Origin of the sequence: Micromonospora musae, assembly GCF_003626545.1 — a bacterium.
Taxonomy (GTDB): Bacteria; Actinomycetota; Actinomycetes; order Mycobacteriales; family Micromonosporaceae; genus Micromonospora; species Micromonospora musae.
Genome location: NZ_RAZS01000002.1, coordinates 166,338 through 183,695, shown reverse-complemented (window position 1 = coordinate 183,695; position 17,358 = coordinate 166,338). Strand labels below are relative to the sequence as shown.

General features: G+C 64.9%; 17 protein-coding genes and 1 pseudogene. 6 read left to right on the top strand and 12 right to left on the bottom strand.

Annotation, left to right across the window (positions count from 1 at the left end; all coding sequences use genetic code 11):
• Nucleotides 1-95 precede the first annotated feature (95 nt).
• The gene (locus D7147_RS05260) at nucleotides 96-1,370 is read left to right on the top strand and encodes a barstar family protein (protein ID WP_233562947.1); all 1,275 of its coding nucleotides are present in this window, start codon (nucleotides 96-98) and stop codon (nucleotides 1,368-1,370) included.
• Between the two features lie 952 nt (nucleotides 1,371-2,322).
• Here the strand turns inward: D7147_RS05260 and D7147_RS05250 are convergent.
• Nucleotides 2,323-3,387, bottom strand: coding sequence for an alkene reductase (locus D7147_RS05250; protein WP_233563015.1), 1,065 nt, complete (start codon nucleotides 3,385-3,387; stop codon nucleotides 2,323-2,325).
• Nucleotides 3,388-3,722: 335 nt separating this feature from the next.
• Between D7147_RS05250 and D7147_RS05245 the strand changes: the two genes are divergently transcribed.
• Nucleotides 3,723-4,427, top strand: coding sequence for a DsbA family oxidoreductase (locus tag D7147_RS05245; RefSeq protein WP_158609286.1), 705 nt, complete (start codon nucleotides 3,723-3,725; stop codon nucleotides 4,425-4,427).
• Nucleotides 4,428-4,596: 169 nt separating this feature from the next.
• On the opposite strand, the gene D7147_RS05240 is transcribed toward D7147_RS05245, so the two are convergent.
• Entirely contained in the window at nucleotides 4,597-5,208 is a 612-nt protein-coding gene (locus D7147_RS05240; protein ID WP_120674204.1) for a hypothetical protein, read from the bottom strand.
• A gap of 360 nt (nucleotides 5,209-5,568) precedes the next feature.
• Between D7147_RS05240 and D7147_RS05235 the strand changes: the two genes are divergently transcribed.
• Both D7147_RS05235 and D7147_RS05230 read left to right on the top strand, forming a co-directional pair.
• The gene (locus tag D7147_RS05235) at nucleotides 5,569-5,955 is read left to right on the top strand and encodes a hypothetical protein (RefSeq protein ID WP_120674202.1); all 387 of its coding nucleotides are present in this window, start codon (nucleotides 5,569-5,571) and stop codon (nucleotides 5,953-5,955) included.
• Nucleotides 5,956-6,332: 377 nt separating this feature from the next.
• Nucleotides 6,333-6,851: a hypothetical protein gene (locus D7147_RS05230; RefSeq protein WP_120674200.1), complete on the top strand. Its 519-nt coding sequence runs from the start codon at nucleotides 6,333-6,335 to the stop codon at nucleotides 6,849-6,851.
• A gap of 186 nt (nucleotides 6,852-7,037) precedes the next feature.
• Here D7147_RS05230 and D7147_RS32610 read toward each other — a convergent pair whose 3' ends face one another.
• The 7 genes and pseudogenes from D7147_RS32610 to D7147_RS33645 form a co-directional block, all read right to left on the bottom strand.
• Nucleotides 7,038-7,280 (bottom strand): hypothetical protein, encoded by a 243-nt coding sequence (locus D7147_RS32610; protein WP_199734080.1) that lies wholly within the window; start codon nucleotides 7,278-7,280, stop codon nucleotides 7,038-7,040.
• Nucleotides 7,281-7,833: 553 nt separating this feature from the next.
• Nucleotides 7,834-8,475 carry a hypothetical protein gene (locus D7147_RS32915; RefSeq protein ID WP_233563014.1) on the bottom strand — a complete coding sequence of 214 codons (642 nt, stop codon included), beginning with the start codon at nucleotides 8,473-8,475 and terminating at the stop codon, nucleotides 7,834-7,836.
• Nucleotides 8,476-9,052: 577 nt separating this feature from the next.
• The gene (locus tag D7147_RS05205; protein ID WP_120674196.1) at nucleotides 9,053-10,021 is read right to left on the bottom strand and encodes a leucine-rich repeat domain-containing protein; all 969 of its coding nucleotides are present in this window, start codon (nucleotides 10,019-10,021) and stop codon (nucleotides 9,053-9,055) included.
• 84 nt (nucleotides 10,022-10,105) lie between these two features.
• Nucleotides 10,106-10,510 carry an Imm21 family immunity protein gene (locus D7147_RS05200; RefSeq protein WP_233562946.1) on the bottom strand — a complete coding sequence of 135 codons (405 nt, stop codon included), beginning with the start codon at nucleotides 10,508-10,510 and terminating at the stop codon, nucleotides 10,106-10,108.
• A 91-nt stretch (nucleotides 10,511-10,601) separates the two neighbouring features.
• On the bottom strand, nucleotides 10,602-11,489 hold the full coding sequence (locus tag D7147_RS05195; RefSeq protein ID WP_199734079.1) for a hypothetical protein: 888 nt from the start codon (nucleotides 11,487-11,489) through the stop codon (nucleotides 10,602-10,604).
• A gap of 963 nt (nucleotides 11,490-12,452) precedes the next feature.
• Nucleotides 12,453-12,704, bottom strand: a complete 252-nt coding sequence (locus D7147_RS05190) for a hypothetical protein (RefSeq protein WP_233562945.1) — start codon at nucleotides 12,702-12,704, stop codon at nucleotides 12,453-12,455.
• A gap of 96 nt (nucleotides 12,705-12,800) precedes the next feature.
• Nucleotides 12,801-12,938 (bottom strand): annotated as a pseudogene (locus tag D7147_RS33645) (hypothetical protein); the annotation flags it as partial.
• 381 nt (nucleotides 12,939-13,319) lie between these two features.
• On the opposite strand from D7147_RS33645, the gene D7147_RS05180 reads away from it, so the two are divergent.
• Nucleotides 13,320-13,856: a hypothetical protein gene (locus D7147_RS05180; protein WP_147437346.1), complete on the top strand. Its 537-nt coding sequence runs from the start codon at nucleotides 13,320-13,322 to the stop codon at nucleotides 13,854-13,856.
• 661 nt (nucleotides 13,857-14,517) lie between these two features.
• On the opposite strand, the gene D7147_RS05175 is transcribed toward D7147_RS05180, so the two are convergent.
• Nucleotides 14,518-14,748, bottom strand: coding sequence for a hypothetical protein (locus D7147_RS05175; RefSeq protein WP_120674186.1), 231 nt, complete (start codon nucleotides 14,746-14,748; stop codon nucleotides 14,518-14,520).
• A gap of 376 nt (nucleotides 14,749-15,124) precedes the next feature.
• The gene (locus D7147_RS05170; protein WP_120674184.1) at nucleotides 15,125-15,727 is read right to left on the bottom strand and encodes a hypothetical protein; all 603 of its coding nucleotides are present in this window, start codon (nucleotides 15,725-15,727) and stop codon (nucleotides 15,125-15,127) included.
• Nucleotides 15,728-16,300: 573 nt separating this feature from the next.
• On the opposite strand from D7147_RS05170, the gene D7147_RS32105 reads away from it, so the two are divergent.
• Nucleotides 16,301-16,678 (top strand): hypothetical protein, encoded by a 378-nt coding sequence (locus D7147_RS32105; RefSeq protein WP_147437345.1) that lies wholly within the window; start codon nucleotides 16,301-16,303, stop codon nucleotides 16,676-16,678.
• A 159-nt stretch (nucleotides 16,679-16,837) separates the two neighbouring features.
• Here D7147_RS32105 and D7147_RS05165 read toward each other — a convergent pair whose 3' ends face one another.
• Complete coding sequence (locus D7147_RS05165; protein ID WP_120674182.1) at nucleotides 16,838-17,239, bottom strand: Imm50 family immunity protein; 402 nt, start codon at nucleotides 17,237-17,239, stop codon at nucleotides 16,838-16,840.
• Nucleotides 17,240-17,358: the final 119 nt, after the last annotated feature.

Sequence of the window (17,358 nt, the reverse complement as noted above, 5' to 3'; positions counted from 1 at the left end):
ACCGGTAGTAGCAGCCGGACGCGGTACGGATGCATGCTTCGCCTTACGACGAAAGGCCTGTCGGCCAGGACGCATCCGGCTTGTAGGGTCGCGACGTGTCGACGAGTGCTGGTCCCGGTCCCGACCTTCCGCCGGAGCAGCGGCGGAGGGAGTGGAAGCATCCCGTCGGTCCGCGCTGGCTGCTCCTCGGCGAGGTCGGCTCCGACTGGTCCTACGAGTTCGACACCCCGCTGGCGCTGTGCCGGGAGGTCGAAGGGCTCTTCGTCGACTTGCCGCCCCGGCCGCGGGAACGGTTCACGCTCGTCGGCTGCACCGCGGCTGGCACGCTCGCCGAGCTGCTCGACCGGCTGCCCGCTGAGGCGCTCAGCACCGAACGATCCTGGCTCGGCGATGTCGCGATAACGGCACCTCCCCCATCGCCAGGCATCCCACCACCGTGGTGGGGTGAGTACCTCTCCGACGTCGTCGTCACCGCCCAACGACCGAACATGACGGTGCCGGAGACCGTGGATATCGACCTCGACGGGTTCGTCTACGTCTACGACCGCACAGAGGCGGTGACACGTCCCGGCGACGTCACCGAATTCGTCCTCCTTGGCTCGGACGAGCGGTCGTACGGGACCTGCCGAGACGTCACAGGCGTGTTCCGCGAGCAAGCCGCACCGCCGGTGCCGCAGGTCCGGCTGCTCGGCTGCCAACCGGAACCACTGCTACTCGCCGCGCTGGAGACGGTCGGGCAGTCGACCAAGGCGAGCCTCCGCCGACGCCGGATCCGTGCCGACGTTCGCATGGTCACCGCCGACGGTTCGACCAGCCAGGTGATCGGCGCCGGGGTGTCCGGAACGATCCAGGCCAGCGAACCATCGCGGTTCGGTGCCGGGCTCCTCGACATGACCATCGACAGCGACCCGCAGGAGCCACTACCAGCAGGGGCGCTCCGCGTTCTTGAGCACTGGTACGCCGGTCCGCCCACGGAGAAGAACGTCTGGGCCGGCTACGACCGCGACCTGCGCCACCACTGGGCCGGAGCAGCGCTCGCCCACCGAGCCAGTACGCCGGACCGGCCCGCGGGCACCACGTACAACCTCGACGGCCGATTCGTCACTGACATCGAAGGGTTCTACTGCGCCATCGGCGAGGCGATCAACGGGCCGGGCGGATACTTCGGCTGGAACCTCAATGCTCTCCACGACTGCCTCACTGGAGGGTTCGGCGCACGGACACCATTCCGGCTGGTGTGGCACGACTCGGCCACCGCGCGCGCCCACCTCGTCACCGGCTACGACCGGCACCTGCTGAGCGCATCGACCACCATGGACTACCTACTAGACATGCTCGCGGAGCACCAGGTCAACGTCGACCTGCGCTAGAAGAGCAAGACAACTCGCCACGCCCGAAGAACGGTCGGCCCTGCGCGTCTATTCGCAAGCACGCTGCGCTTGCTTCCGCACTCCGGACGACAACACATCAGAGGCCGCCATCTCGGCAAGGAGTCTCAGAACGACATCCTGATCGAAGCCGTCTCGGCGAGACATTTCAATAGCCCATGGAGCGGCCAGCTGCATCCAGTACGAACGACCGGACTTCCATGCCGACTCGACCGTCAACTCAAAAAGCTCCTCCGGAGAGGACACTCCTCCCTGCCCGAGATCCGCCCACGCTCGGGAGAGTTCAGCCAAGACCGCAGGAAGATCGCGTTCCAGGTACGGCCACATGGGAACAAACCCCGAGCCTGTGAGAGTGGCGCGGCCCTCCGACTCCACACCAACGCCGAGACGGCCGTCAGGCATGATCCCAATCCACGCCCCGTCCCCTCGATACACCACCGGCTTCCACTCGCTCATCTCAACCCCATCACCCGAAGCCAAAGTCAACGCCCTGAACCCTCTAACTCTCCGCTACCACCGGCGCGCGAGTCCGTCCGCCTGTGGCCGTAGTTGCCCTGTGGCGACCCGTCGCCCGTCGCCCAGCCCCGCCCCGGCCAGCCCCGGCCAGCCCCGGCCAGCCCCGGCCAGCCCCGGCAGAACTTACCCGCTCCGAACTCGAACTCGGAGCGAAGATCGGCAACACCCGGCAATGATCGGAGCCAGGCAGAGATCACGAGCGTGGTCAGCCAGCGCTGCTGAATTCCTCACAGCCACTCGATGCGCCACTCAGAGCCTCGGAACATGTTCGCCAAAGCAGAAGCTCGCCCCCTGGCGCTGGACGACAACGGCGAAGATCGTGCTCGCCCATCCGTTCGCCACCCGGAACATCGGATTCTCCGTCATGGGTGCGACGCGTCTTTGGTGGGGCCGGACGATCAACTGAATGAGCCGCGGATCAAGTTGCCAGTTCGGGATAGTCCGTATACCCGTTCGCGCCACCGACGTAGAAGTGCTGCATCCGAGGGCGATTCAGCTCGAGCCCGTGTCGCCATCGCCGAACCAGGTCAGGATTTGCGAGCCCGGCGCGGCCGACTGCGACAGCGTCAGCGAAACCTCCGCTCACCAGGCGGTCGGCCTCTTGGTAAGTCGTTTCTGTTCGAGGGCCGGTGTTAACAACGAAGGGACCGCCAAACAGTTCACGCAGTTCCTGCGCGAACGGAGACGTGACTTCCGGTAAGTAGCTCAGATAGGCCATGTTCAGTGGGGCGATACCCGAGACCACCGCGTGATAGGTGTCGTTCGTGGCGTCATCGTTGTACTCGTTGATCCCATGCGAATGGTGCCGAGGTGATATTCGCAGGGCGGTGCGCTCAGCACCGATCGCGCTCGAAACTGCTGAGACGACCTCCACTGCAAGACGGGCTCGATTGACCGGAGAATCGCCGTATCTATCGGATCGGTTGTTGGTGCTGGGCGCGAAGAACTGATGGAGCAGGTACCCGTTGGCTCCCTGAACCTCCACTCCATCGAAGCCTGCGAAAACTGCACGCTCAGCGGCTTCAGCAAACAATGCGGCTATGCCTCGCAGTTCGTCTTCAGACAAGGATCGAGCGGCTTGCATAGCCACTTTGCCGCCCTGTGTGCGGGCCAGCCCTTTTGCTGATGTCGCGCTTGGCCCGACCGGCCGCGAACCGCCGGTGACCGCTGAATGTGTAGCCATGCCTGCGTGCATGATCTGCATGAAGATGCTGCCTCCACGGTCATGCACCGCATCCGTCACCCGACGCCACCCCTGGGCGTGCCTTTTCGTCGCGATACCTGGCTGATTCAAGTACGCGCGTCCTTCCAGGGAGGGAAAGACACCCTCGGTGACAATCAGCCCGAAGCTCGCACGTTGGGCGTAGTACGTCGCCATGTCCAGGCTCGGCGAACCGTCCGCGTGGGCGCGAAGACGCGTCATCGGGGCGAGCACGATCCGGTTCTCAAGATGAACCGATCCGAACGTCGCCGGGGAGAACATGTCCAACATCATTTCCTTTTTCCAGGGACGCTCGTATGGCCCGAGCCGCCCGCCAGGGGCCAATCGTCTCAGCACCGCACCGTGCCTACAAAACACTCACTCATGTTCGTAATGCGAGGTGGGGCGAAGGCGTCGCCGGCAATGAGCGCTGCGCCTACGTCCGCGTCATCGTCGTTCCAGTGCGCGCAGGGGCCGGGCACCTGCCTGACGGCTGCGCGTACACCGGTGTGAGCGCCTGTCATGAGACCTCCTCGCGCACATGGATGTGCCTTTTGTAAGTGTTTCGAATCTGACTCATCATGGGGTCACGCACAAATCGCAAGAAAGGAAGCATGATGCAGATCGAGATGTGGTCGGACATCATCTGCCCCATCTGCGGCATGACCCAGCAGCGCCTGCGCAACGCCGTGGCCGACTTCGAGCACGGCGACGAGGTAGAGATCATCCACCGTTCGTTCCAGGTGCACCCCGGCATCCCGCCTGAGGGCATCACCCAGACGCAGCTGAGCCTGAACGCGGGGATGACCATCGCGCAGATGAACAACGTGCTGCGACCGGTGGAGATCGCCGCCGACGAGGAGGGCTTCGGCGGGTACCACGCCATCGACCGCACCCTCGGCCCGACGGACCTCACCCACGAGCTCCTCGCGTACGCCACCGATCAGGGCAAGCACCACGAGGCGTGGACTGAGATGTTCAACGCACATTTCGGATACAACCGACAGCTGTGGACGATGGAGCAGCTGATCGAGTTCGCCGGTGAGATCGGCCTCGATCAGGACGAGACTCGCGAGGTGCTCGTCTCCCGCAGGTACAAGACGCGTGTCGAGGAGGAGCAGTACCGTGCCCAGCGGATGGGCGCGCACGGCACCCCTTTCATCGTGATCGATCAGAAGTACGGCATCGGAGGCGGCGTGGACCGCGCCACCTTCACCCGCGCCCTGCGTCGGGCCTGGGACGAAAGCCACCCCACTCCCGCGTTGCGCATGCCTTTTGGAGAAGGAGAGCAGTGCGGACCGGACGGAGCCTGCGCCGTCTGAGTGACAGATGTACCAAGAGAGATCGTCTTGCTCCGAGCCGGTACTAGCTCGGAGCAAGACGATTAGCTTTGCGGTAGCTCCCATCCCTTTGACTGCGAGTGGACTTCCTGACCGTGTGTCGCAGGTTCAAATCCTGCCGGGGCAACAGGTCCAAGCCTTAATCACGTGGTCAGTTGTCCTGCTCGGGAGGAAAGTCGTCGGCGAAGGCAGCGTCGACGGCTGACGCCGCCATGCAGTCGTGTTCGTGGGCCCAGGTGCCTGCAACGTGCAGCACGGGATCGGGTCCGTCGTCGGTGACGAAGGTGAAGTCGACGCGTTCAGGCAGGGTGCGCAGCCCGCACTGTCCCTCGATCGGCTTGAGTCGTTCCCACTGGCAGTCCGCGGCGGCCAGGGCGTCGGCCACCTGAGCGAAGGTCAGTCGCGCGGGTACGGCGACGACCTCGCCAGACTGTGCCGGGCTCGGCAGCTCAACCGTCCCTCGCCAGGTCTGGACTGTCACTGAGGTGATGATCCGGCAGCGGCATACGACGAGCTCGACGTCGCCGTAGGAGTACAGGTGCGGCCATCTGTGGCGTTTGTCGATCCGCCCGATGTCCCATGGCATGTCGTAGGCGGCGACGACCTCCTGTAAACGGGTGCCGGGATGAAGAAGGCCGACCCGGCCGGTTGAGCCGAACGCCGCCAGGACGTCGAGCACCTCCATGTCCTCAGCCCTCCCTGCGGTAGCCGTCTCCCGGCTCAGGAAGCCACCCGACCAACCGATATGGATCATGTCAAGCATCTGGTGGGACGCGAGTGTCAGGCATGTCCCGTGACACGACAACTTGCGTGCTGGTGAGACTGCCGAATTGCCCTCCAGAGGATCAAGGCGGCCCGCAAAGCAGGCCGCGCCGGCCCGGCGCCGGGCTGCTGGCGACCTCCGGGCGGCATCGGCCGGGCCGGCCGCCCACGTTGACGGACAACAGGAGCTTGAAGGCCTCGGGCGCTGCCCCGAACCCCGACCCTCCTCATAGATGCCGCCGCAGATCACCTCGCCGGCACCACGAGGGCTACCAGCCTCCCCGGACGGGAGATCCGCTCTTCATCGCTCACCCCGTAGCCACTGCGCGACAGGGTCAGCGCTGACTGGCACACTCCGCTCGTGAGTTACGACTTGGCGGTGTGGGAAGGTGACAGGCCCGCTGACAACGCCGTGGCGCTGGCGACTTTAAAGGCGCTCCGCGAGCGGTACACCGGCGAGGGACGAACGCCGGCGACCCCGCGTATCCAAGCCTACGTCGAGGCCCTTCTCGAGAGATGGATCGACCTTACTGAGGATGAGCGGAGTCCGTGGTCGACCGGGCCACTGATCAGGGAGGCATCGGGACCCATCGTTTATTTCCCGATGGTGTACAGCCGCTGTGAAGAGGTGTCGGCCGGTGCTGCACGAATTGCGGCCGAGCACGGCCTTGTCTGCTTCGACCCGCAGCTAGGTCTGCTTCGGCCCGCTCCTGAGGAGCTGCAGGCCGGGCCATCCACGGGCCAGTAAACGGGCTGCGCTGCGGTCATGAGCGGGCACGAGCGGCATTCAGCTCCGCCGCCGGCCGCAGGCGTTCGGGCATCACGGCCGGTTGAGCACGCTCTTCCAAACTGACGGTGCGAGCGCGGCCGGCTCGATCCCGTCGTGCCCGTCCGGATGGGCGACGACAGTCAACGGCGGTCAGCTTCTGGAGTGGCAGCCAGCGTGGCGGCGTAGGTCATGCCAGGCTACTGCCGAGCGGCTTCCGCCCGTGTCCACACTTCCTAAACCGTGGGTCCTGGCGGTGCGCGGCGAAAGCGGCCCACAGACGAACGCTTGGACGAACGCCCACTGGAGCCTGTCCGGTGGATCGGCAGGGACTCTCGCCTGCCTTCTAGGCTGCCGCCATGGACAACGGGCTCACTCACGAGGCTAGCTCCTTCATCAACTTTCGACGCTACGCCCCGAATCCAAGGGAGCACGGGTTCCGATGGGTCGACATCAAGCAGCTGCACTTCTCTGCGAAGTCCGTGGACGATCGAGGGCTGCTTGCCGCACTCATTGGGCATGCGCAGTTCCGGGACGACTATGCAGGTGGTGGAGTGCTGCCGGACGGGCCCCGGCACGGTCCGTATTGGCTGCGGGTGATCACTCCCGAACTCTACGAGCCCATCAGCCAGGAGAAGGCCGTACAGATCCTGCGTGAGTGGTTGGATCCGCTCTGGGACATGCCCACCGAGCTGGAGGCTGATCTGCAGCGGGAGGTGTTCGCCCGCCTGGCCGCAGCCGATGGCATCTACTACCTCGCCGAGCTCGGTGATGAGGCGAATCATGACTGGGGACGTGTGCACGACTACTTTCACGAGTTCGTGCTCATCGACCGCTCGGCCGGGCAGATCATTCTCATCGTCGCCGCCGACGACTGAGGCAACCATCGGGGCAACCGCTGCGTGGCTCCAAGGGCGCGGGGGCGATCTCCTTGCCGGCTGAGCAACAAGCGCAGCAGTTGCGTCTGCTCTGCTCGGCCAACGCGCACGACACAGAGTGGGATGCGGCGAGGCCGTCATCGGGCCGTCGTAGTGCGCCGAGTCTCGCGGCTGATCGGCCCAGCGTCAGGTGTCGTAGAGCCCATCCCATGGCTCGTGAAATCCGAGGCGATCTGGGTACAGCTCGACCCAGTCGACGTGGCCGCCGTCGCCAGCCCGGTCGCCGGACTCATCGATCAGACCGAAGACGATGCCGTCTTGGTGGGTCTGGAACAGTTGAACCGCGATGTCGCCGTACGACTTGCCGGGCAGGCTCGCGAGCAGTCCTTCGAGCGCCTCGTCGAGCGCAGCTCGATCCGTGACGCGCATGATCGTTGAATGCCGGTACGTCCCATCGTGGCCGAAGAGGTGCACATATGCGTGGTGGTCCCACGCCGACGCGAGGAACAACCCGTCGTCGTAGTGGCCAATTCTGTCCGTACGGTAGGAAGGCTCGTGCGCTATAGGAATCAGCCGAGGTACGGGCACTCGGTCAACGTAGCGTATGAGCCTCGACCATCAACTCGAAGAAGGGCTGGGCGAGAAGTCGCCGCTCGGAGCCCTCTACCAAGAGCACGGCAAGCTAATTGCCACCGGTCTACGTGGTCGAGGTGAGCGGCCGCCTCTACCGGCTGGGCGAGTCTAGTACTCCAATGTCACGTGGCTCGTCTGCGCGGGTAGTGAGATCGGCGGGCGCGGGTTTGGGATGTTCGTCGCCAGGTTGACCACTGCAGGGTGTGTGCTGGTGGTAGCGGTGTGGCGAGGACGAAGGCGTTGAGGAATCAAGAGTAGGAGCCGGTCGCGCCAGCGGGAGAGGCGGTCGCTTCTCGCGGCCCGCGAGTCGCCGAGGATCTTGAGCTCGCCTGACGGAACACCGCCGGGATCACCAATTCGATTGGCCAGCAGGCAATTCCAACGGCACCGTGACGGCGAAGTTCTGGTCGACCGCCTTCACCAAGGCACTCCCTCGCTGGCCCAGTCCGGACCGTTCGGCCCACCCGGCGAGGGCGTCCAGGAAGCCCACCAGGTCCCGCCGAACGCGCAGCAGCAGCCCCGGCAATGCACGACGCGGAATGTTGACATGGCGCCCGGCCCATCGTCCGCGATGACGATTCGGGCCACCGTCCTGCCACACCCGGAGATCCTCACCGATTACCTCCACCTCCGGGCCTGGATCGTGTCCCAGCCACGGCGAGCCGCCAGCGAGCGCCTGTGCCCAATCCCGCCAGTCCTCCAGCCCAACGCAACAACCCGGCACCACGTTCGTCCCGCTCTCGGTGTCAACCACCTGCAAACCACCAGCAACGAAGAGCAACTCCTCGGCCAGCAGCGCGTCCACAACCTCATTCCGGCCGCTAGGAGGCGCCACATCGATCCGATTCGCGAGGGCCGCAACGATCAACCCGACCCGCTCATCAGTGCAGTCCGCGTTGAGTAGCAGCCGCGAGCCCGGCGCCAACTGCTCCACCGGCCACGGCGGCGCCGACCCGCTGTCGAACATCGGCACCTCGACGACTGCCTGCATCGTGATCACCACGTCATTCAAGCCGACGTTCCCAGCTGCCAACAGTTGCGTATCCGGCACTCGCTACGTTCGCCGCTCCTGCGGCCGCCGCCGTCATGCCTGGGCATGCCAGGCACTCAGATCGGCCGCTCGAGGATCAGGCAGCGTCCTACGGAAAACTCCTCGTCCAACACGTTGACGACACGCCGCAACTCGTGTCGGCGGCCGGTGGCAACAGGCGTCACCTCTCCAAAACGCCCGCTGGTCCACCGGATCCCAGCTCGCACAGGAACAGTCGTCTAGACGAGGGTCCAACCACCGGCCGGGCCGCCGAATCGCACGACGATAGCCGGCCGGTTGCTACCGAGCCAATCTCCGGATGTCGGAGCTGGAGTCTGACGATCGCCGCGTTTGCGCGGCTCGACAGGCCCTCGATGGGACGGATTTTGCCGGCATCTCGGCCGGCCAACTTCGACTGCGCACGACGCGCACCAGGTGACCTACGCGCCATGGACCTTTCTTAAGCTGGCCGTTCCCGGAAGCTCCCGAACAGCTCCCCCGGGTCGGATCACCGCCGCCTCAACCAACGGGCCTCGGGTCACAGGACGCGGGTCAGCTCGTGGATCGTGGCGAACTGCGTGTCCGGGCGTGGTGGTGGCAGCCGCAGGAGGTCCTCGGCGTCGCGGTCGCGTTGTTGGCTGCCCAATACGATCGTGGCGCGTTCGAGTGTCGGATGGTCAACGAGGGAGACGACCGCGTCGACTGGCAGATGCGGCGCCGCGACTAGAAGCTCCCGCAACTGGGGTGCGGCGGCGAGGCCTTGGAGGGCTTCCGGGTGGCGGAGGTGACGCATCCCTATGCAGTCGACGCGCGCCAACTTGGTGTCGGAGCCGAAGTGCGGCAGCCTTTCGACGGTGAGTGTTTCCAGCCAAAGCCACTGCAGTGCGGGTAGGCGTGTCACCGGGGTCAGGTCGCTGACTTCTCGAACGCCGCGCAGCGCCAGGTAGCGAAGCGTGGGGATCTGGGTGAGCCATTCGCTGTTCGTCAGCGAGCCAAGGGTCAGCGCCAAGGCCTGCAGGCATGGCAGGGCAATCACCGGTAGGACGCGGTCCACGGGAAGCCGCCACAGCGATAGTTCCCGCAGGCCCGGGTTGGCGCTCAGCAGTTCGGAGAGGCCACGCCGGTGCCCGACGATCCTCAGCCTGCGAAGCCGGCGAAACTCGGCCACAGGGCCGAGGTGGACGGGCTTGCGGGTCTCGCCGATGTCGAGGTAGTCAACATCGGCGCTCAACTGATCCAACGGCGCCAAATCGGTCAAGTGACGCAACTCAGCGACGCTGAACCGACGCACGTGCGGGAACCAGCGCAGGAACCGTAGCGTCGCAAGCTCGTCGTCGGACCCGTAGGCCCGCAGCGGAACTGTCGGATGCTCGGCCAACAGCGCGGCCAGCGACCGGTACTCCGCCTCGGTGAGCGGCTGACTGAACTGAACGACGTCCGCCGCCCCGAGCCTGGCGCGAAGCTGGCCGAAGTCCACAGGACTGCGCACCTCCACCACACCGCTCATCGCCGATGACCTTCCTCTACAACCTGCCGAACAAGCCACGCCTGATCACACGAGCTCCGCCGGGGTCACCCGCTCCGGTCGCGTCTACAGAGGTGGTGTACGACTTAACTCAACTCGGCGCCGGGCCACGCCGAATCGAACATCACGACCGTCCCGTCCACCGGCCCAGCGGACATCCTCTTCCGCGTCCGAGTTCACGCCATCACGTACCGCTCGGCGTGCAGCACTCACCAGGTCGTCTTCCTCGTACGTCGCGGACCATCGCAGGAACAGCCGTTCCGAGGGTAGGTACGTCGTCATAGCCGGCTCGTCACACAGAGCAAGCGCCTGCCGCTGACCGATGGCGACCACACCGACGTAGCCGTCGATCGCGCACGCCCGGCTCTCCACGGGGCCATCTGTGCTATCAGCGCCGGTCCACAGTGATAAGGCCGATTGAGGAGCGACGAGCAGCGGTCCGCCAGCCGACGAAACCCACGTGTAGTGCAATGGCCCTACCTCCCACGTTCTTGCCAGGCCGGCGATACATGAGTGCCCGGCCAAGACGCGGCGGAACGCTGTCGTCGGTGATCCTGTCTGTTCAGGAGCAGTCGAATCGGTGGTCGTAGGGGCGCCCCGGGCACGTTGTGCAGACAAAGATGTAGATACCTCCGGCGTCGCCGAGCATCAATCCTGCCGGGTTCTGGAGCGACCGCCACGGATGGTCAGCGCGGCTATCGAAGCCCCAGCCGATCATTGCGGGCCGTTCCTCCAGGGGGACCCAACGTTGCTCGTCGCCTCGGTTGAACTCCCAGGTAGCGATGGTGAGCAGATGCTGCATCCGAAGCCCGCACTGGCAAACCGGCCAGTCAGGCGACTGCGTCCAGCCGGGGTAGCCGCCGACCTTGATCCCGGGGGCGACCGCCAGGTCGGTGTCGTACTCCCAGCCATGGTCAGCCTCGACCCGCCGGGCCGCTTCCTGGATCTGTGACCACACCTCGCGCGGTAGGTCGTACGACGGGTACTCGACCACCCGCTCGGGATCAACGACGCACGGGTCGGGCACATACCACTCCTCGGCGTCCTCATGCGGTGCCGGCATCGCCGTTAGCCGGGGTCCGATCGCTGATCGTCGCCGCCAGCGCAAGCGTGGAAGCGGAGCGCTCCAGGGATCATGGTCGAACGGACACCACAGCACCTGCAGCACGTCCGAGCCCTCGGGGAACGGCAGCTCGGGCACATCATCGGCGAACAATTGCAGCACCGGCACGAGCGGGACCCCAGCCTCGCCTGGATGGTCGTCCAGGCCGATGCCGTCACAGGCCGGCCACGGCTCGTCTGCCGGCCAGAGCAGCGGCCCGCCAACTGAGCTCTGCTCTTCCGACGGCGAGCCCTTCCGTGGATGCAGCCGGGTGGTGCTCCGCGCAAACGCACACAACTGCGGGAAGACGGCACACATATCGATCGGAGCCGGTGGGGTGGTATGCACGGCCGAGATCGTACGGGCACGCAGCGCCCCGGCTCGCACAACGCCGGCCAGCACCATCCGGCTAGATCGCACAAACCCAGGCAGAACGCACCCGCGCCGAAGTCGAACTCCAAGCGAAGATGGGCAACACCCGGGCAGAGATCACGAGTCTGGTGACCGCCCTCGGGGACATCGCGGCCGTGCTCCGTGACGCCGACCCCGCAGACAAGGCCGAGGTCTACCGACAACTCGGGCTCCATTGAGCCATGGGGTGCCGGATCGACTCTGAGTTCCGTAGCCAGCTGGCCGACTAGCAATCAAGATCAGCTAGCCAGGCTCGGAAGTCATCCTCACCATGTAGATACACCCCTGGGGCTTGCAGCAGGTCAGCGCCAGCCAGCCGGTCGAGTGCAGACCAAAGGATTTCGTTATATGGATAGCCAGCAGGCCCTTCTCTAATGTGCACCATGGCCCAGTCTGCAGCCAGTTACGTGACTCTTAACCTGCTCAAAAATGTCACTCACGGTCGACTCCCTGAAAATGCCGTTGGCATCGAACCAGAAATAGAGCTTCTCCCCACCAGTGGCACTAACGCCGGGGAGACGCCGACCAGATATCCATAATCGACATTAGTGATGAGCTTGCGCTAACGCCTTAGACGACAACTAGTGAGGGATAAGCATCAACACGGCTCCGTCGTCAGTCACAGCGGTGACGTCCTCGCCGGGCCCACGGTCTGCAAGGCTACACTCCCGCACTCGCCGCTCGGTCACTCGCCGTTGGGCTTCGATCACCTGGTCCGCGTCGTCGACCTCGGCAACCAAGCCGGGCCGCCGAATCGCACGACGATAGCCGGGCCCTTCCAGGTGACACTTGGCAGGGCTTCAGATCAGCACCCGCGCGTTCACTCCTGATGCTCTCGCCTGAATATCATCGCAAACATCGCACACCCGGATCACCCCTCCTCTCTTATGGGGGAGGAGGTCAGAGCGTGTCGATTTCGCTACCGTTTGAGTCAATAATCGCATAGTCGCCGGGGTAGGGAACCCAAACCCCAATCCCGTTAGGCCACGAGACAATCTCAAGCGAGGCCACGTTTGAGATTGCGGTCCGGAGAAAGACCGCGTCGCCGTCGCTCAGGGAAAAGGTGGCACCTACCGGCTCGAAACAAACCTCGACACTGCGCCCTCGCGCCGCCACAAATTTCAGGTCTACGACCTGCTCTCCCTTGCTCACCTGACTATCCCCATGCATCGATGATCTCCTGAGTCAGCACTACGCGCGCCGGTGCAGTCTTTCCGCGATTTCCTGCCCGCGCTGCTCGCAACCGAGTTACGCGTCGACCTCGAACGCCGACACGTAGCCGTGCCCGGCACCGAGGTCTTCATAGACCCCTGTCGGAGCGGCCCTATTCCAGCGATGTCCCAGCAGCAGTGCGAGGCCGCCAGGTCCGGCGAGGAAGAGGTGGACGCGGTGGCAGGGTTGCGTTCGAGGTCCTGGCGGATGGCGTTGCGCAGTGCCTGAGCATAGGCGACGGCCTCACCGCCGTGACGCAGCGTCTCTTAGGGTGAAGAACTGAGTGCTCTGACGAGCAGGGTCCGTGCTCGTTGCGACCTCGGACGACTGTCCGCGCTCGGGAGTCGGTGGCCGCCCTCGTCTCGGCCCGTTGCTGTCACCGTTGCTGTCGATAGCAACGGTGACCCGGTTGCTCCTTACGATTTTGACCATGATCGAATGGAGGTTCGAGGGTCGTATCACGCCCGGCGGGCGCAAGACCCCCGGACCAGCCGGCGGCACTTGCGGCGGCCACACCCGGTGCCCTGGTCCGGTTCTGCCGGCTAAGGAGAACTGATGGAACTCAGTCCGGCTGGGCTTGGTGGGCGGCCGAATTTGGCTCCTTTTCGCCGCTGGCCGGCAATGCTGGCGGTCGTGGCCGTAGTCACCGCCGGTTGCGCCTCGCCGTCGTCACCGCTGCCCGAGGAACAGGACATGCCTGGCGTGTGGTGCGGCTCGGAGCAGGAGATTCTCACCCTCAAGGCCGACGACACCTTCGAGATAACCCGACTCTCGAAGACTCACCTGGACGAGTTGTTGGGTGATCCGAACTACGTGGATGGATACCGCATCCGGATGGAGTTCGACGGCGTCGCTCCGACCTCCGGATCGGGCACATGGAGTTTCCGGGTCACGACGCAGGGCTGGCCGTTCCTGGACCTCAGCTACCACAGTCTCGACGGCAAGAAGTCCTCGGACGTCTTGGAGCTCGGGGTCGATCATGACGAGGAAAAGCCAGCTCTTGTCATCTACGACGGCAATCGGGACAATTCGTGGCTTAGCTGGTTCCACAAGTGCGACATGCCGGCGCCTACCGGGTCACCCGCGGGATAAGCCGGCGCAACAGACCAGCCTCCGGGCCGCGTGATGATTCGGGCTCGCTTGGCACGTACACGAAGCGGGACGTGACCTGGACTTTCGTCCGTCTGATCGCCCCGCTTTGTTCGTCCGGACGACAGGTCTGAGCCTGCAATCCCTATCCCCAAACAACCACCACCGCCACGTGAGCTGCTGCGCCATGGCCCCTGACCCGAGGAACGCGGTCCACCGTCGCACAGCGACAGCGGCCGGCCCGCGCCCAGGCGGCGGTGCGTGCGGCCCCGTCAAGGGCCACCTTGAACATGATCGATCTTCGACGAGGCGAGCTGGTCGGGCTCCGTCGGTCGGACTCCGTCCCCCGGGCCCCGCGTCTTGCAACCACACGTCGACCTCGACGCGATGCGTCAGGCGCTCGGCAACCTCGACGGACGGCTGTCCTGAACCGCGTTGCTGTCAGCCGGCTCACGCCCGCCGGGGATTCGTCTGGTGGAATCGGAGCCTCCGGCCGGGATCGAACCGGCGATATCTCGCTTACAAGCTCTGGGCGCGTCGTCCGGGTCGGTCCGCTCGTGTCGCCGGTCTCGGCCAACCGTCCAGCTCCGCTCAGGTGAAGCCGGCTCCGTCCGCGCCGGTTGCTGTCATCATTTCTGTCGGCAGCCGCACCCCGCGCCGACAGTCAGGTGGTCGTATCGACACTGCTGCCATCGTCGGACCATGACGGAGCGGTGTAGAGGTCGACAACCTCGGCTGCCGGCAGCCTGGCCACCACGATGCCAACGCGTCGTGGATCGTTAGGTGTCCGTCGGTCGGTCACCATCTGATCCTGCTCATCAGCATCTGCCTCGACCAACACGTAGAAGAGCAGTTGACCGTCCTCTTCGCTATACGCGTCAGCCGCCAGCTCCATGACTCCGCCAGACCGCAGGGTCACAATCCACCGACTAGGGACTCCCGCAGCGAACTCCACGGCAGCAGACACTAGCTGTATCCGGCGTACAGGTTGACTCGCCCGTCGCCCGCCAGATCAGCCGCCCGTATGTGGTGGTTGACCTGCTACTTCTTCGGGTGCTGCTGGTCGTTCTCGGTCATCTTCGGTCGGCGCTTGACGGCTCAGGAACGGCCCAGACGGCCCAGAGGCGGCCCGCAGCACCGTCAATTTGGAAGAGCGCGCTCAATGGGCCGTGATGCCCGAAACGCCTGCGGCCGGCGGCAGAGCCGGATGCCGGTCGTGCCCCCTCATGACCGCCGGGCGCCACGGTTACTGGCCCTTGGTCGGCCCACATCTAGGCGACCCACCACCAGCCATCCCCGAGATACCGCACCGGGTGGCCCATGTCGCCAGACGCGGTAGCAACCAGGGTGTCCGGCCCCGGCGAGGTCGGGAAGTACCCGAGACCGACCCCGCTCTCAGCTCGCCAGTCCTGCCATACCGGCAGATACAGCGCGCCATCGCGCCGATGCGCCCGCCCGTCGATAGACAGGTACCTGAGCTGCCACGGCAAAGCGGCATTAGGCGGTAGCGAGCCGGCGCGGTGGCTTTCGGCCAGCTCGGCCAGTTGGTTCCGGTGTAGGCCGAACTGGCTGTCAACGTATGTGCGTTCCCAGTTCGTGGTCCCAACAACCAGCCCGAGCCCAAGGGCAACGACCAGCGCACCGGAAGCCCAGCTGTACGCTCGTAGAAGCAGCAGCGCGACCAGAGCGGCCACGGAGCCGCCCACGGCCAACAACCAGCACGCTGCCATCACCAGCAGAGCGAACAAAGACAGCGTGTCGAACAGCGGGTATGCCAGGTAGTTGCAGGCCACCAAGGAGAGCCAACCGCCCGTGACTCCGATCAGGAGACGATGGGTGATCCTGGCACGGCGGACTTCCTCAAGAACCGACACTGCGTCAGTGTGCCAACGACCCAAATGCGCCCACCCGACCGCATGGGGCCATGTCAGCATCGCTGATACAACTACCTGCCATCTGCCGCGCTTGCAAGCGGAACTCCTCGTCGGGCAGTCGTCAGACCGTCCAGCCTCTCCGGACCGAGACAAGGTGGAGCACCCCACCGGACGAGCGACCTCGACCCTGTCCGGGGAGGCTGGTAGCCCTTATGGTGCCCGGCGAGGTGATCCGCCCCCGGCTGATCTCTGAGGAGGGTCGGAGTTCGGGGCCGGAGCCCCGAGGTCTTCAAGGTCTTGTCATCCGTCAGTGTGGCCGGCCGGGCCGGCGCGGCGCGCTTTGCGGACCGCCTTGACGACTCAAGAGCGGAACTCGGCAACGTGCCGCTGTCGGCTCGCGACTCGTTCGGTGTAAAAGAACGATCACGAGGCCATGAGCTGCGGGAGTAGCCGGGCTGAGCTGCCGGAATGGTCCGTCAGTGTCCGTGGGCGTCCACTCTTGCTCGCCTCCGTTGTCACCCAGTTGGTCACTCGGGGTCGGAACGCCTCTGGCGGCTGGAGCAGAATTTCGACGTGCGGGTGGTTGCGAAGGATGAGGCCGGGGTATGGGCAACGTGGCGAGTAGGGCGCCGACGCCTGGCTTGGCGACCTGACTACAAGGGATGGGCCATCGATTCCGTCGATACGACCGGGATCGTACTCGCGCTAAACGTCATACCGCTGGCTCTTTACCTGCTGAACTGGATTGCTGCTCTCGTAGCGACCACGATCATTTGGCCCTTACGGGCCACCACAAGCAAGTGGCCGGTGGTGGCTTATTCGATCACAATCGGCGACAGAGTCTATCGGATCGACGTTCAGGGGCGCAACGCTGCCAATGCGCTTGCTCATCGGTGGGCGCTGGAGATTAAGCAACATGGTCAACCGCAAGCGACGGCAGCAGGCGCTTGACCGCCATCCCGATGCTCCTATGGATGTCAACCCGGCGACTTCTTGACCCCAGGCAACCAACACGGCTCGCTGACCTGCGCGGTCATAGGCATGTACCTGCGGCACCATCCGGGATCGTCCGTGGACGTCCGCCGCTCGTACCCGTCTTCACCCAGATAGTCACTCAGCCGAGGCACGGCAATAGGCCGACAGGTGCGACAGAACTAGCCATCGGGCGTCAATGCTGATGCCCACCGGGCCATTGTTTGCCCTCAACGAGAGCACCTTGCCCGTGGGCTCGACATTGATGTCAAGCACAGCGCGGGTCGTCCAACCAGCTATGGTCAGGTGCAGCACATCCTCTAGTGTGAGTTGGACTTGAACGACGTTGAAGCCTTGATCCGCCCACTTCTTCGGTGGCGACTTGGGGAACTGAGAAAGGTCAAAGCGCAACGTAGCGCGCGGCCCGTCGCGATGAAGGACCAACTCATGGAGGTCAACCGACGTCAGTGCCGGCAGGTCCTCGCCGTAAATCGCCCGGATGCCGTGCGACTCACTCAAGAGATCAACCCAGCCAGACATCCTGGCACCTCCCGTTGCTCGTCAGAACGAGGCCGATCCTGCCATCCCGCCTGCCGTTGACCCGCCATCCTGGGGAGCGGGCCGCCGCCCGGCCCGCCACGTCACGCGGACCTTGACGG

What these genes read in the sequence shown, in the direction of transcription:
- D7147_RS05250 (WP_233563015.1), bottom strand. Translation starts at nt 3,387, where the DNA reads ATGTTCTCCCCGGCGACGTTCGGATCGGTTCATCTTGAGAACCGGATC.
- D7147_RS05245 (WP_158609286.1), top strand. Translation starts at nt 3,723, where the DNA reads ATGCAGATCGAGATGTGGTCGGACATCATCTGCCCCATCTGCGGCATG.
- D7147_RS05240 (WP_120674204.1), bottom strand. Translation starts at nt 5,208, where the DNA reads ATGCTTGACATGATCCATATCGGTTGGTCGGGTGGCTTCCTGAGCCGG.
- D7147_RS05230 (WP_120674200.1), top strand. Translation starts at nt 6,333, where the DNA reads ATGGACAACGGGCTCACTCACGAGGCTAGCTCCTTCATCAACTTTCGA.
- D7147_RS32610 (WP_199734080.1), bottom strand. Translation starts at nt 7,280, where the DNA reads ATGCGCGTCACGGATCGAGCTGCGCTCGACGAGGCGCTCGAAGGACTG.
- D7147_RS32915 (WP_233563014.1), bottom strand. Translation starts at nt 8,475, where the DNA reads ATGCAGGCAGTCGTCGAGGTGCCGATGTTCGACAGCGGGTCGGCGCCG.
- D7147_RS05205 (WP_120674196.1), bottom strand. Translation starts at nt 10,021, where the DNA reads ATGAGCGGTGTGGTGGAGGTGCGCAGTCCTGTGGACTTCGGCCAGCTT.
- D7147_RS05180 (WP_147437346.1), top strand. Translation starts at nt 13,320, where the DNA reads ATGGAACTCAGTCCGGCTGGGCTTGGTGGGCGGCCGAATTTGGCTCCT.
- D7147_RS05175 (WP_120674186.1), bottom strand. Translation starts at nt 14,748, where the DNA reads ATGGAGCTGGCGGCTGACGCGTATAGCGAAGAGGACGGTCAACTGCTC.
- D7147_RS05165 (WP_120674182.1), bottom strand. Translation starts at nt 17,239, where the DNA reads ATGTCTGGCTGGGTTGATCTCTTGAGTGAGTCGCACGGCATCCGGGCG.